This window comes from Citrobacter sp. 506, assembly GCF_050434985.1.
GTDB classification, from domain to species: Bacteria; Pseudomonadota; Gammaproteobacteria; order Enterobacterales; family Enterobacteriaceae; genus Citrobacter; species Citrobacter braakii.
Window position 1 is genome coordinate 1,972,070 of the sequence record NZ_JBNDJN010000001.1, and the last position, 14,327, is coordinate 1,986,396.

Genomic DNA, 14,327 nt, shown 5'->3' on the forward strand with positions numbered 1-14,327 from the left:
TTTAGAGGTTTTGCATTAGCAACGCTGATCTATCGCGACAAAGACACGATCTTCCGGGCCGGTGTAGTTGGCGGAAGGACGGATAATTTTGTTGTCCTGGCGCTGTTCAATGATGTGCGCCGCCCAGCCGGTGACGCGGGCGATGACAAACAGCGGTGTGAACATTTCAGTCGGGACGCCCATCATGTTGTAGGAGACTGCCGAGAACCAGTCGAGGTTGGGGAACATCTTTTTCGTTTCCCACATCACGTCTTCCAGACGGTCGGCGATGTTGTACATTTTCAGCGAACCGCCTTCCTGAGAAAGCTGTTTCGCCACGCGCTTTATCACCTGATGACGCGGGTCGGCGATGGTGTAAACCGGATGACCAAAGCCAATCACCACTTCTTTGTTTTCAACGCGTTTACGGATATCCGCTTCCGCTTCGTCTGGCGTTTCGTAGCGTTGTTGGATCTCCAGCGATACTTCATTCGCCCCGCCGTGTTTCGGACCACGCAGTGCGCCAATCGCACCGATAATCGCGGAATACATATCGGATCCGGTCCCTGCAATCACGCGGCTGGTGAAGGTGGAGGCGTTGAATTCGTGTTCGGCGTACAGCACCAGCGAAATATGCATCGCTTTTTCCCAGCTTCGCGACGGCTTTTCGCCATGCAGCAGATGCAGGAAGTGGCCGCCAATGGAATCATCGTCAGTTTCCGGCTGAATACGCTCGCCGTTATGGCTGTAGTGATACCAGTACAGGAGAATAGAACTGAGCGATGCCAGCAGCTTATCGGCAATATCGCGTGCGCCGGAGACGGTATGCCCTTCTTTTTCCGGCAAAGTACAGCCCAGCGTGGAGACGCCGGTGCGCATCACGTCCATCGGGTGCGAGGCAGCAGGCAGCGCTTCCAGAACGGTACGCACGTTTGCGGGCAGCCCGCGCAGCGCTTTTAATTTGCTTTTATAGGCGGTGAGCTCATCACGGGTGGGCAATTTCCCGTGGATCAGCAGGTGCGCGACTTCTTCAAATTCACACTGCTGCGCCAGGTCGAGAATATCGTAGCCGCGATAGTGCAGGTCGTTACCGCTTTTTCCTACGGTACACAGCGCGGTATTTCCGGCGGCGACGCCTGACAGCGCAACCGATTTTTTAGGTTTAATGACATGGGTACTATTTTGCAGGATCGTTGTGTCGCTCATGTTGTCCTCGTCATTTTTATAATATGTAGGGTACAAATTTATTGCCGGATGGCGGCTACGCCTTATCCGGCCTACGACGGTTACTTCTTGGTATACAACGCGTCGAGTTTCTCTTCGAACTGGTAGTAATTGATGCTTTCGTACAGCTCGTTGCGCGTCTGCATAATGTCGATAACGCTCTTCTGCGTTCCTTCCTGGCGCAGCACGTTGTAAACCTTTTCCGCAGCGCGGTTCATGGCGCGGAAGGCCGACAGTGGATACAGCGCCATCGCGACGTTCGCGCTGCGCAGTTCATCGGTGGTGAACAGTGGCGTAGCGCCAAATTCGGTAATGTTGGCGAGGATCGGCACCTGTACCGCATCGGCAAACTGACGGTACATGGCAAGCTCGGTAATGGCTTCCGGGAACAACATATCCGCGCCTGCTTCGACGTACGCCTGGGCACGATCGATGGCGGCCTCTAACCCTTCCACCGCCAATGCATCGGTCCGCGCCATGATCACAAAGTTGGGATCGGTACGCGCATCCACGGCGGCGCGGATCCTGTCGACCATCTCTTCTTTCGAGACGATCGCCTTGTTCGGGCGATGGCCGCAGCGTTTGGCGCCGATCTGATCTTCAATATGCAGCGCGGCGGCACCGGCTTTGGAAATCGACTTCACGGTCCGCGCCACGTTGAAGGCTGACGATCCAAAACCGATATCCGCATCCACCAGCAATGGCAGCGGGCAAACATCAGTAATGCGGCGAATATCGGTTAGCACATCATCAAGGGTAGAAATACCAAGATCCGGCAGACCCAGAGACCCAGCCGCGACGCCGCCGCCGGAGAGATAAATCGCCTGATATCCGGCGCGTTGGGCCAGCAGAGCGTGGTTGGCGTTGATGGTGCCAACGATTTGTAATGGGTTTTCTTTGCTGAGCGCGGCGCGAAACGCCTGCCCTGGGGAGTGTAGAGACATATCCCGTCCTTTGTTATCAACTTGTTATCGTTCGTTGATTTATTTAAAGCAAGGGGTATGCCAAAGACCTTAATTTTTAATTAATTTATATATTTACCTTTAAAAACAATATATTAAATTAAATCCTTGTATCTTTATTGCACAAAAGCGTGTCAGCTATCGTTTCATGAAACGTTCCTTCACGTTTCATTGCAACATTCATGAAACACAACTAAACCCTAATACTCGGTGCCTTACTTTTTAGGATGGTTATGGCTGATACGCATCTTCCGCCGCGGGTGAACGACGACAAACCGGTTATCTGGACCGTTTCGGTCACGCGCCTGTTCGAACTGTTTCGCGACATCAGCCTGGAGTTCGACCACCTGGCAACCATCACCCCTATTCAGCTTGGTTTTGAAAAAGCGGTGACGTATATCCGCAAGAAGTTAGCCACCGAGCGTTGTGATGCCATCATTGCCGCGGGTTCCAACGGGGCGTATCTGAAAAGCCGTTTATCTATTCCGGTGATCCTGATTAAACCCAGCGGGTTTGACGTGCTACAGGCGCTGGCCAAAGCGGGAAAGCTCACCTCGTCGATTGGCGTCATTACCTATCAGGAAACCCTCCCCGCGCTGCTCGCTTTTCAAAAAACCTTCAATTTGCAGCTTGAACAGCGCAGCTATATCACGGAAGAAGATGCCCGTGGGCAAATCAACGAGCTGAAGGCCAGCGGCACGCAGGCGGTCGTCGGCGCGGGGTTGATTACCGACCTGGCTGAAGAAGCAGGCATGACCGGCATCTTTATCTATTCGGCGGCCACCGTGCGCCAGGCCTTTGTCGATGCGCTCGATATGACTCGTCTGACGCTGCGCAGAAACGGTCCGTACGTTTCCGGCGATACGCTGCGCACCCGCTATGCGCTGGGGGATATGCGCGGTCACTCGGCACAGATGGAACAGGTGCGGCACACCATTATGCTTTATGCCCGTTCGCGTGCACCGGTGCTGATTCAGGGCGAAACAGGCACGGGCAAAGAACTGGCGGCGCAGGCAATTCATCGTGAGTTTTTCACCCGTCAGGAGAACCGGCGCGGTAAACCTTCGCCGCCGTTTGTTGCCGTCAACTGCGGGGCAATCACCGAATCATTACTGGAAGCGGAGCTGTTCGGCTATGAGGATGGCGCCTTTACCGGCTCCCGTCGGGGAGGACGCGCGGGTCTGTTTGAAATCGCCCACGGCGGAACGCTGTTTCTTGATGAGATAGGCGAAATGCCGCTGCCGTTACAAACCCGACTGCTGCGCGTGCTGGAAGAAAAAGAGGTCACCCGTGTCGGTGGACATCAGCCGATTCCGGTCGATGTACGGGTGATTAGCGCCACCCACTGTCATCTGGAGCAGGAGATAAAACAGGGAGAATTTCGCACCGATCTGTTTTATCGCCTGAGTATTTTGCGCCTCACGCTACCGCCGCTACGCGAGCGATTGCCCGATATCCTGCCGCTGGCGGAAGGCTTTTTAAAACAGTCGCTGGCGGAACTGGAGGTGCCGTTTTCTGAACCTGTGCGCAAGGGGCTGGGTCTGAGTCAACCGACGTTACTGAATTATGGCTGGCCTGGGAATATCCGTGAACTGCGTAATATGATGGAGCGCCTGGCGCTGTTTTTAAGCGTCGAGCCGCAGCCGGAGCTGAACGTACAATTCCTGCAGCAGCTGTTACCGGAACTGGCCGTTGCTGCTGACGCGCCGCAGGTATCCTCATCGCTCACGCCGCAGCAGGTGCTGGCGCAATTCAATGGCGATAAAACCGCGGCTGCACGATATCTCGGGGTAAGCCGAACCACCTTCTGGCGCAGATTAAAAGAAAACCCGCCGATACAATGACCGGCGGGTATCGTGATTTTTACAGTAGCGTATTATTTTTTCTTGTAGATATTGGCTGTGCCATGGATTTTATTATCCGTTTGACCGGAGGTTAATACCACCACATCGGCCCCTTTCTCTTCTGCTTTCTTCAGCAGCTCTTCTTTAGCGTCTGAGACAGAAACTTCATTACTCGTTGAGATATCACCGATTTTTGTGTACTGCGACTCAACCTTTTCAAATTCAAGTTTTGTCATAAATTCCGCGGCATATGCGTTGGTCACGACAAAAGCTAATGCACCAATAAGTACTTTAATTCCAGTTTTCATAGACCAGCTCCAGGTTTTGTTATTACGCCATCATCGATCCCTGAACATTACATAACGCGATTCAAGGATGATTAATAACTAGTCCAGCCTGGATAAAAAATCCACATTCAGCAGGAATATATAGAGATTTTGCGGCGCAGAAAAAACCGGTCACCGGGTAGCAATGCGTCAACCTGTTCAAAGTTTCAATAGCCAGTGTGAGTTGATCCTCAGAACAGGCAGCGCACTGAAATTATAGTGTTAACTTTATGAGAATCTGAGGAATTGTTGTCTATGGAACCTCTGCACGCCGTCGTACTCACCGTCAGCCTGTTTGTTTTAACTTTTTTTAACCCCGGCGCGAACCTGTTTGTGGTGGTGCAAACCAGCCTGGCGTCAGGACGACGCGCGGGCGTGATAACCGGTCTGGGCGTCGCCTTAGGCGATGCGTTCTACTCTGGCCTCGGGCTCTTTGGCATGGCGACGCTTATCACTCAGTGTGAAGAGATTTTTTCGTTGATTAAGATTGTCGGCGGCGCCTATCTGCTGTGGTTCGCCTGGAACAGCATCCGGCATCAGGCGACACCGCAAATGCCAACGCTACAGCAGCCGCTTTCCGCCCCCTGGTATGTGTTTTTCCGCCGTGGTTTATTAACGGATTTATCTAATCCGCAAACCGTGCTGTTTTTTATTAGTATATTCTCGGTCACCTTAAGCGCAGACACGCCAACGTGGGCCAGGTTGATGGCTTGGGCAGGCATTGTGTTGTCTTCCGTTATCTGGCGTATTTTTCTCAGCCAGGCGTTTTCGTTGCCCGCCGTGCGCCGTGCGTATGGCCGAATCCAACGGGTTGCCAGCCGGGTGATTGGCGCCATTATTGGTGTCTTCGCGCTCAGGCTTATTTATGAAGGTATTAGCTATCGATAAGAGAGTTTAACTTGACCATCGTGAGGTAATTGTCCGTAATACCGCCTGAATTTTTAATCGCACGTTGAGTGGCAGTAAGATGGAACAGGTTGAACCGGTAAACGACACATTACTCCTTACAGAATGGCAGGCGCTGTTACGTCAAACATCGCCTGAAGTTCACACGCTCCTGACATCGTTAAGCGATGAAGAGATCCGCCATTTAGTATCCGTTTTTTATGACTATATGCTCTCCCATGCGGAGAGCGCATTGTTCCTCAATACAGAACAGGTCAGTACCCGCCTCAGCGGCAGCATGTTTGACTGGCTGCGCAGCGTACTTGGCAGCGCCCACGAAGATCTCTCACAACTGCTGGCCAAACAGCGCAAAATTGGTGTGGTGCATGCCCGTATCGGTCTGCCCATCGATCTGGTCAACCGCGGCGCGCGCAAGCTGAAAGATGAGCTGTACAGGGTGTTAAAAACAAAGGCGGATTCCACTCCCGCCCTGCTGAGCGATGCTATCTGTTTCAGCAGTCTGGCAATGGATACTGCGCTGGAGGCCATGACGGTCTCCTATTCCCCCAGTTTTCAAAACTCTATGCACACGCAGGAGCAGTACCGTCTACAGACTATTTACGATGACGTTAACGTCGAGCGCGAGCGGCAAATCCGTTCGTTTACCGACTGGGAAAACCAGTTTATCTATAACATCGCCACCGGAATGCCTTTCGGTGAGATAGTGTTTCTGGCGAATTCTGACTTCGGTATGTGGTTATCACATAAGGGAAAACATATCCTCGGCAACAGCAATCTGCTGAATAAGATGGAATCACTGATTGCAGAGATCGACAGTCGTCTGACAACAACCCTGTCGCATCAGCATCAGCCGACAGAACCCGAGCGGATGAGCTTATTGCAGGATGTACGCCAGCTATCGGCAAAAATCCATTTCCTGCTCGCCTCAATGTTCGACGCGCTGGTTAAGCAGGAAAATGGTAAAGATTCGCTGACCCAGTTGCTTAATCGCCGCTTTATTCCGACCATCATGCGGCGCGAGATCTCGCTGGCGTTACATACGCGTAAGCCTTTTACCCTGGCGATGCTGGATATCGACTACTTCAAGCAAATTAACGATAACTTCGGGCATAATACTGGCGATCTGACGCTCAAAAACGTCGCAGCGGTCATTTACGATCATATCCGCAGCAGCGATTACGTGTTCCGCTACGGTGGCGAAGAATTTATGATTCTGCTCGTCGAGTCAGATGAAACACAGGCCAGTATTATTCTGGAAACGCTGCGTATGAAAATTGCCGAGATGCGCATGGCAGCCTCAGCGACAGAAACGTTTTCTATTACCGTCAGTATTGGTATTGCCGAATATGACTATCATCCCGACTATAAACAGTTGGTTGATAAAGCCGATCGTGCACTTTATCTGGCGAAAAGTAATGGCCGCGACCGCGTTGAGGTTTATCAGGAATAACCGTTGCCCTGCAGAGAAATAAATACCCCGTTCAGGGTATTTATCTGACCTGTGATAAATATCGGGCTGTTATTATTTTTCAGGCATATTGGCATGAAGAAAATAACAGCCGCGTAATAAGATGCAAATCAAATACACCAAATCTGAATAGCGCTAGCATATCCCGGTGATGACGCCTTCTGAATGCAGAAAGGGAAATATGAGGGATACTATAAAACCATGAACAGGAAGATGAGAACGCGCTGGCAGCGCCGCCCAGGCACGACCGGGGGCAAACTGCCGTGGAATGACTGGCGCAACGCCAGCAGCTGGCGAAAAGCCACCCAGTTTCTCCTGCTGGCTATCAATATTTATATTGGCGTGGCGTTCTGGTATTGGGTCCGCTATTTCGAAACCGCCGGCACCAGCGTTTATATTCCAAGGCCCGGCGGTATTGAGGGATGGCTGCCGATAGCGGGTTTGATGAATTTCCGCTATACGCTAGAGACCGGTTTTCTTCCGCCCATCCATGCCGCCTCTATGCTGCTGTTAGTTGCGTTTATCCTGATTAGCCTGTTGTTAAAAAAAGCTTTCTGTTCATGGTTATGCCCGGTGGGAACGCTTTCCGAACTGCTCGGTAATCTGGGGAGAAAATTATTCGGTCGTAACTTTACGCTGCCGCGCTGGCTGGATATCCCGCTGCTCAGCCTGAAGTATCTGCTGCTGGGGTTTTTCTTGTATATCGCCCTGTCGATGCCCGCCCAGGGGATTCAGTACTTTCTGACGTCAGCCTATGGAATCATCATCGATGTGAAGATGCTCGATTTCTTTCGCCATATTGGCTCCGCCACGCTCATCTCCGTGGTGGTTATCAGCCTCCTGAGCCTGTTTATTCGCAACGCCTGGTGTCGTTATCTGTGTCCTTACGGCGCACTGCTTGGTCTGTTCTCGCTGTTCTCGCCGTTTAAAATCCGCCGCAACGCCGACAGTTGCATTGATTGCGGGAAATGCGCGAAAAATTGCCCATCGAAAATCCCGGTCGACAGACTGATTCAGGTGCGTACTGTGGAATGCACTGGCTGCATGACCTGTGTTGAATCCTGTCCGGTGGCTTCAACATTGAGCTTTTCCCTGCAGACACCGCCGGGTGCAAAAGGCAGCGGTAAAGCGTTATGGCGACAAACGGCACTGTCGGGTATTGCCATGACAATACTGGTGCTGGGGATTCTGTTTGCCACCATTGGTTATGCGGTATATGCCAACGTCTGGGATACGCCGGTGCCGGATCACCTGTATTTCCAGTTGATCCCGAAAGCAAAAATGATCGGCCATTAATTCTTTACCAGTATGTTCAAAACCCCTGCCAATTCTGGCAGGGTTTCCTGCCTGTAACGCCATTTTAAGACTATTGCACTTGTGTCATCGTGCCCCCGTTTATACAACCTTAAATATCACCCGTAATCATTTTTTTATTATGTTATGGGCGACTGGGACCACAATAATGAACGGGATAACATCATGACTAAAATAAAACTGGCGCTGCTTTTACCTCTGTTTCTGGCGGGTTGTACGGTGAGCGATGGAGAATTAAGAAACGCTTACGCTCAGCGTTATCAGCAGCCCGCTGCTTATGTCGATATCTATAAACAGAAAATAGCAGGCATGGATATTAATGCGCTGGCCCAATATGCCGCAGCAGAAGATAAGAAAAAAATGCGTGGGCAGCCAAGACTGAAAATCGACGAGTTCATTACCATTGAAAATGTGCAGGCGAAAGGAAATCGGGTGGTCTACGATTACTCGCTGTCCGAGAGCTGGCTGGCGCTGTCCGCAGATAAACAGCGTGAAAAGCAGACCAATATGAATAAAGACCTGATCTACCGTACCTGCTCGCTGGAAACGGTACGTCTGGCGCAGGCGAAAGGGTTGGAAGAAGAGCATAACTATTACAGCCAGTACCCAGACAAAGTCGCCTTTACCCTGAGAACCAGCGCGCAGATCTGTATGCAAAACGGTTTTACGCAATAACCGCAATCCCCCAGCCTGATGGCGCTGCGCTTATCAGGCCTACAATTTGCACGCATCTGTAGGCTTGATAAGACGCCAGCGCCGCCATCCGGCTAAAAAACGATACTCAGAACTTCCATGAAACGCTGCCGACAATGCTGCGCTCGGCACCGAAGTAGCAGTATGAGAGCGAATTACAAGCTGCAACGTAGCGCTTGTCGGTCAGGTTGTTGACGTTCAACTGAGCGCTCAACCCTTTAATACCGATATTCGTTAAGTCGTAGCCAATTGCCATATCCACCAGCGTGTAGGACGGCAGAGTGTGAGTATTCAGGCGATCGCTGGCAATACCGTTGACATAACGCACGCCTGAGCCCAGCGTCAGGCCATCCAGCGGACCGCTTTTCACATCGTAGCTCAGCCAGGTACTGGCCTGGTTACGCGGCGCGTACACTGCGCGCTTACCCTGCTCTTCCGGGCTGCTTTTCTTATAGCGAATGTCGGTATAGGTATACGCCGCCTGCAGACGGAAGCTCTCCGTCAGTTGGCTAATGGCCTCCAGCTCTACCCCTTCAGACTCAATTTCCCCAATCGAGCGGTACGGATCGGTCGGCTCTTCTTTGGTGGCAATATTCGTCTGATTGATACGGAATACCGACGCGCTGAACTGACTGTTGAGTCCTTCCGGCTCATATTTCAGCCCGGCTTCCCACTGCTTGCCTTTCATCGGCTCCAGCAGATTGCCGTTCTCATCGGCAAAGCTGGTTGGCGTAAAGGCGGTGGAATAACTCACATACGGCGCAAAGCCGTTATCGAACAAATAGAGCAGCGCAGCACGGGTGCTGAAGTTGTTTTTGTCCAGATCGCTACGGGTATCGTTGATCTTATCAATGTTAGAAACGCTCACCTGATCGTAGCGACCGCCGAGCGTAATACGCCAGCGATCCCATGACATCTGATCCTGCAAATAGTAGCCTGTCTGGCGCAGCTTGTGCTTCTCACGCGCATACATGTTGATGTAATCAGGCTGCGCGCCGTATACCGGGTTAAAGGCGTCAATCGGCGGGAATGCACCGTAGTAACCGGTGGTATTGTTGCTGCGATCCTGATAGTCGATCCCCACCAGCACACGGTGGTTGACCTGCCAGGTATCAAAGCTGCCGTCGAGTTGGTTATCCAGCGTAATCGCTGACATTTTTTCATCGGAGCCGGAGTAGCCGCGGTTAAGCTCGGTTTCATTCAGCCAGCCCGCCGCATACACCTGATTCAGCTCAACGTCGGTATGCAGGTAGCGCAGTTTTTGCCGCACCGACCAGCCGTTATCAAACAGGTGCTCAACGTTGTAGCCCACCATGTTTTCACGGCGATCGTATTTGTCGTAATCATCCTCGCCTTCGTAAAAGGTGTTGGAGATCTTTTGCCCGTAATGTGGAACCACGGTGCCGTCATACGGCAGACCGGAGTGGCTTCCGCCTTCCGGGTCACGGTGCAGATAAGCCATCAGATCCAGACGCGTCTGGTCGGTGATGCGCCAGGTCAGGCTTGGCATCAGCGCATAACGTTCTTCCTTCAATGGGCCAAACTGCGAGTCCGCGTAACGCGTCATTCCACTCAGTCGTGCCGCCACGCGATCGTTATCATCCAGCGCCCCGGTGACGTCAAACGCCGCGCCGCGCTGGTTATTGTTGCCAGCAAACAGTTTCACTTCTCCGCCGGCATCAAACGACGGCTTACGTGATGTCAGCGCGACAATACCGCCCGGAGAAGAACGGCCATACAGTACGGAAGCCGGGCCGCGTACCACTTCGATATCTTCGAGGAACCACGGATCGACCACCAGCGAGCTGTGTGAGTTGGTGTCCCCCATCATCTTCAGGCCATCGAGATAGACGTTGTCCAGGCTACCATCCGAGAAACCACGCAGCACAATATAGTCAAAGCGGTTGGAGGCACCAATCTGATTGCTGTACACCCCCGGCGTATAGCTCACGGCCTGGCGCACGCTGGTGGCGCCCTGCTCTTCAAACTGTTCACGGGTAATGATCGATACCGACTGAGGCGTTTCAAGATCCGGCGTGGCGAGCTTCGTGGCCCCGCTTTGCATTTGCGAGGTGACAACCACCGTATCGTTTTTTGTTGTTTCCTGCGCCAGCAGAGGAAAAGCCACGCTACCGGTCACCCATCCCACCACTAGCGCCAACCGAGTCTTCGCGAACATGAATATCTCCAAAGGCATGTCTAATTGTAAGTGAGAATTATTACCTTTTTGCTAACGGAGATAGCTATGCAGGATGCCAGGTTGCCTATGCGCAGTGCCAAATTGTCGGGAAGGCACGTGCGAAAAACGTAAAAATGGATTAGCAAAGTTTGAGCACATCGCCAGGCGAAAAGCCGTAACGACGCCGAAAAGCGGTGGAGAAGTTGGTAGCATGTTGATAACCCGACATCCAGGCCGCCTGCTGTACGCTGTATCCTTCCAGTAAATAGCCGCGCGCGCGTTCCAGACGGCAATCACGCAGGTAGTCAAAGACGGAACAGCCATAGGCCGCACGGAACTTGCTGCGCAGGCTGCTGGGGCTCATCGCCGCGCGTTGGGCCAGGGCATTGAGGGTGTAGTCATTCTCGGGACTCTGCTCCAGCAGACGACGAACGACCTCCAGCCGCTGCTGTTCACCGCTTGCCGCAAGCCGCTTGCCACTCTCGACCTGACACACGCTGAGGCCATGGCCGAACAGTTGTAATATCAGCCCTTCCAGCATCAGTTGGCGAGAAACATGGCCGATCGTGCTCCGCTGCGCATACTGCAGGCCGCTGAGTAAAAATCCCGGCACCTGCCAGATAAGCGTCGGCGTTTCGCATCTTTCCCACTCACGCATCAATGATTCGAGCAACCCCGTGCGCCACGCGCCGTCGGGATACAGACCGAGCGATAACGTGCGCAGTTTGCAGTCAGCATGATGGCGGGCACGCATCGTCTGATGCTCGCTCAGGCGTGAGCTAAACGCCATCCCGGAACGCACCACATGCTCCTGCCCGTTGAGCGTCAGGATGACGCAGCCTTCCAGAACCACCAGCATATACAGAGGACTGCTGTGGCGGGAGGTGGTTTCGTAGGGTTGTAGCACCTGCACATCAGAGTGCGTGACACACATCCCGCAGGGGAGCGTCATCTCCTCAACCTCACCCTGCAGAACGGGGCTGCAAGACGACAAATCCGGCTTTTGCGCCAGCAGAGGAAAGCGGTAATCGATCCCGTAACGCTCACCAAAATCCATAAACTCGCTGACGGAGAAGGTGCGGGCTACGCGTCTGGACGTATTCAGGGCGGTGGTGTTGTTCATGCTGTCTTCTGCACAGGAAATGGGATTAACGGTTGATAACTGAAACAACATTACCATTACCTGTACAACACAACAATAATAATGAGAATTATTATCAATATGATGTATGCGATTTCATATCGCGCTGGAGAACGTCATTCCCGATATTCTTCTCGCGCAGCTCATCAGGCAACATTGACACCTGATGAGCTGCGGTCTGTGAGCCATATGCAGCTCAACCTTTCTCACTGTCATAAACGGGCACGTCAAACGCACCACGATACCCGCCGAGTTTGTACTCTACTTATTATGCTGAATTTCAGGCTGGTTTTCTTCCACCTGGAACACCGCCACAGCCTGGGATAGCATTGCCGACTGCTCTTCCACACTGCCTGTCGTGGCGGCTATCTCCTCAACCAGCGAGGCGTTTTGCTGAGTCACTTGCTCCATTTGCGTTACCGCAACCCGGATCTGTTCGATGCCGCGACTCTGTTCCCCTGAGGCTCCAGAGATATCTTCCATTAAGACATTAATGTTGCGTATTGCCTTCGCAATATCCGCCATCATGGCGCCACTGTTTTCGGCTATCTCTACCCCTTCCTTAACGCTAATTGCCGCTTTGGCAACCAGTTCACTGATTTCTTTCGCCGAGGAGGCGCTGCGCTGGGCAAGCGTTCGGACTTCACTCGCCACAACGGCAAACCCACGCCCGGACTCACCAGCGCGTGCAGCTTCCACCGCCGCGTTTAATGCCAGGATATTGGTTTGAAAAGCAATACTATCAATAACATTGGATATTTCGTTCACGCCTTGCGCATTACGGCTGATCAGGTGAATTTTCTCAACCATATCACTCATTAAACGCTCGCCACGCAATGCCATTTCCGTGCTTTCGCTGGTCATGACGGATGCCTGATGTGACTTATCAGTATTATTTTTTGTTGTGACTGAAATCTGTTCCATACTGGCCGCCGTTTCAACGACTGCCGCAGCCTGCTGTTCCGTTCTGGTTGATAAATCGGAATTACCGGAAGCAATTTCCTGCATACCGATATTAATAGACTCAACGCCATCGCGAATAGTGCTGACAGTCTCCCGCAGGCCTTTTTGCATATTATGCAAATTTAAGCACAGTACGCCGATTTCATTGTTACCCGATACCTTAACAGGATGGCTGAGATCGCCCTTACCAATCCGCGCAAAATGTTCAGAAACGATTTTTAAAGGCTGAATGATGGTCCGGTTCAACCAGAAATTACAGATAAAGAAGATAAGTACCGTAATGACCAGGATCACGGATACTTTCAGGATCGAGGTATTAAACTGAACGTGTGTTTGTGCAACGATCTTCTCACCAATCAGCATTGTTGATTTGTAATAATTCGTCACTTCGTTATCGAAATTTTTGCGAGCCGCGAGCAGTTCCGCATTAGCATTTTCTTGTGCATTAATAATACTGTTGCTGGAAAGCATCTGATTTAATGTATCAATAGACTTTTGCTCAGCATTCATTTGTTGCTCAAAAGCCGTTCTGATGACTTTACCGATTTGCGGATCGTCAGCCGTCAATCCAGGAATACCCCAGAAAATATCGAACTGTTTTCTGGCATACGCCATCTGATCTTGCATTTGATTCACTGTCTGTCGGGCATCGGTCGCATTATGTTGTTGAATATTATCACGAACGCTTCTGACCTTATAAACAGCCTCAACGACCTTATGCAGGGTATCCTGCTCCTTAATGATGTTATGTAGTAATAACGTATTTTTTTGATTTCCTTTGAGATCAACCAACTCAAACCCATTGGAAAAGAACTGCATGAAGGTAAATAACAACAGCAATAATAACAGGCTGGTTTTAATTCTCATATTCTTTAACATTTAAACATCTCCATAACAATAAAAATCCTCTACGACTTAATTGTTATCGACACATCACGCAATACCTTAACCTGTAAAATGATTAATTATTAGAAAGTTTCCGCATTCATTCTCACGTAATAAATTAATTACTCAGGGGGACATACTGCGATAAACAGCAGCCCTCTAACATTGGCAAAAATAAGGCCAAAACTATTCAATATTAATATTATTTATGGATATAAACGGTAATGTCTTTCTGACTATCGACAGGCACCCGCACCCAGGACAACGAATCGACGGTGATCGGTGCCATTTCATTTTCTAAACGTAACAACGGCGTGCTGGCGTCTGGCACACCTGTACTTTCAGTTATCTCGAGAACGCCCCGAAAAGAAATGGACACACTGTCTGGAATATCAGACAACCTTATCCATTCGTTGGCAATCACTAACTTTCGAGTAAACATT

General features: G+C 51.3%; 12 protein-coding genes. 5 read left to right on the forward strand and 7 right to left on the reverse strand.

The genetic code is table 11. The features are described 5' to 3' along the window. Positions 1-15 precede the first annotated feature (15 nt). Both prpC and prpB read right to left on the reverse strand, forming a co-directional pair. Positions 16-1,185 carry a bifunctional 2-methylcitrate synthase/citrate synthase gene (gene prpC / locus ABIE10_RS09635; RefSeq protein ID WP_429155412.1) on the reverse strand — a complete coding sequence of 390 codons (1,170 nt, stop codon included), beginning with the start codon at positions 1,183-1,185 and terminating at the stop codon, positions 16-18. Between the two features lie 80 nt (positions 1,186-1,265). After that, positions 1,266-2,147, reverse strand: coding sequence for a methylisocitrate lyase (gene prpB, locus ABIE10_RS09640; RefSeq protein WP_016151946.1), 882 nt, complete (start codon positions 2,145-2,147; stop codon positions 1,266-1,268). 251 nt (positions 2,148-2,398) lie between these two features. Between prpB and prpR the strand changes: the two genes are divergently transcribed. Continuing rightward, positions 2,399-4,009: a propionate catabolism operon regulatory protein PrpR gene (gene prpR, locus ABIE10_RS09645; protein WP_046275626.1), complete on the forward strand. Its 1,611-nt coding sequence runs from the start codon at positions 2,399-2,401 to the stop codon at positions 4,007-4,009. A 32-nt stretch (positions 4,010-4,041) separates the two neighbouring features. On the opposite strand, the gene yahO is transcribed toward prpR, so the two are convergent. Next, the gene (gene yahO, locus ABIE10_RS09650) at positions 4,042-4,317 is read right to left on the reverse strand and encodes a DUF1471 family periplasmic protein YahO (RefSeq protein ID WP_016151944.1); all 276 of its coding nucleotides are present in this window, start codon (positions 4,315-4,317) and stop codon (positions 4,042-4,044) included. Positions 4,318-4,590: 273 nt separating this feature from the next. Between yahO and ABIE10_RS09655 the strand changes: the two genes are divergently transcribed. The 4 genes from ABIE10_RS09655 to ABIE10_RS09670 all read left to right on the forward strand — a co-directional run bounded on the left by ABIE10_RS09655 (position 4,591) and on the right by ABIE10_RS09670 (position 8,698). After that, on the forward strand, positions 4,591-5,223 hold the full coding sequence (locus ABIE10_RS09655; protein ID WP_259685210.1) for a LysE family transporter: 633 nt from the start codon (positions 4,591-4,593) through the stop codon (positions 5,221-5,223). Between the two features lie 79 nt (positions 5,224-5,302). Continuing rightward, on the forward strand, positions 5,303-6,691 hold the full coding sequence (locus ABIE10_RS09660) for a diguanylate cyclase (RefSeq protein WP_429155415.1): 1,389 nt from the start codon (positions 5,303-5,305) through the stop codon (positions 6,689-6,691). 219 nt (positions 6,692-6,910) lie between these two features. Continuing rightward, positions 6,911-8,005, forward strand: coding sequence for a 4Fe-4S binding protein (locus tag ABIE10_RS09665; RefSeq protein WP_049282028.1), 1,095 nt, complete (start codon positions 6,911-6,913; stop codon positions 8,003-8,005). Positions 8,006-8,188: 183 nt separating this feature from the next. Beyond that, complete coding sequence (locus tag ABIE10_RS09670) at positions 8,189-8,698, forward strand: hypothetical protein (RefSeq protein WP_223307927.1); 510 nt, start codon at positions 8,189-8,191, stop codon at positions 8,696-8,698. Positions 8,699-8,804: 106 nt separating this feature from the next. Here ABIE10_RS09670 and foxA read toward each other — a convergent pair whose 3' ends face one another. The 4 genes from foxA to ABIE10_RS09690 form a co-directional block, all read right to left on the reverse strand. Further along, a complete protein-coding gene (foxA, locus tag ABIE10_RS09675) occupies positions 8,805-10,913 on the reverse strand; it encodes a ferrioxamine B receptor FoxA (protein WP_103847871.1) in 2,109 nt (702 codons plus the stop codon). A 121-nt stretch (positions 10,914-11,034) separates the two neighbouring features. Beyond that, a complete protein-coding gene (locus ABIE10_RS09680) occupies positions 11,035-12,018 on the reverse strand; it encodes a helix-turn-helix transcriptional regulator (protein WP_032931274.1) in 984 nt (327 codons plus the stop codon). A gap of 279 nt (positions 12,019-12,297) precedes the next feature. Beyond that, complete coding sequence (locus ABIE10_RS09685) at positions 12,298-13,878, reverse strand: methyl-accepting chemotaxis protein (protein WP_141874884.1); 1,581 nt, start codon at positions 13,876-13,878, stop codon at positions 12,298-12,300. Positions 13,879-14,086: 208 nt separating this feature from the next. Then, positions 14,087-14,326, reverse strand: coding sequence for a hypothetical protein (locus tag ABIE10_RS09690; protein ID WP_016151936.1), 240 nt, complete (start codon positions 14,324-14,326; stop codon positions 14,087-14,089). Between the last annotated feature and the right edge of the window lies 1 nt (position 14,327).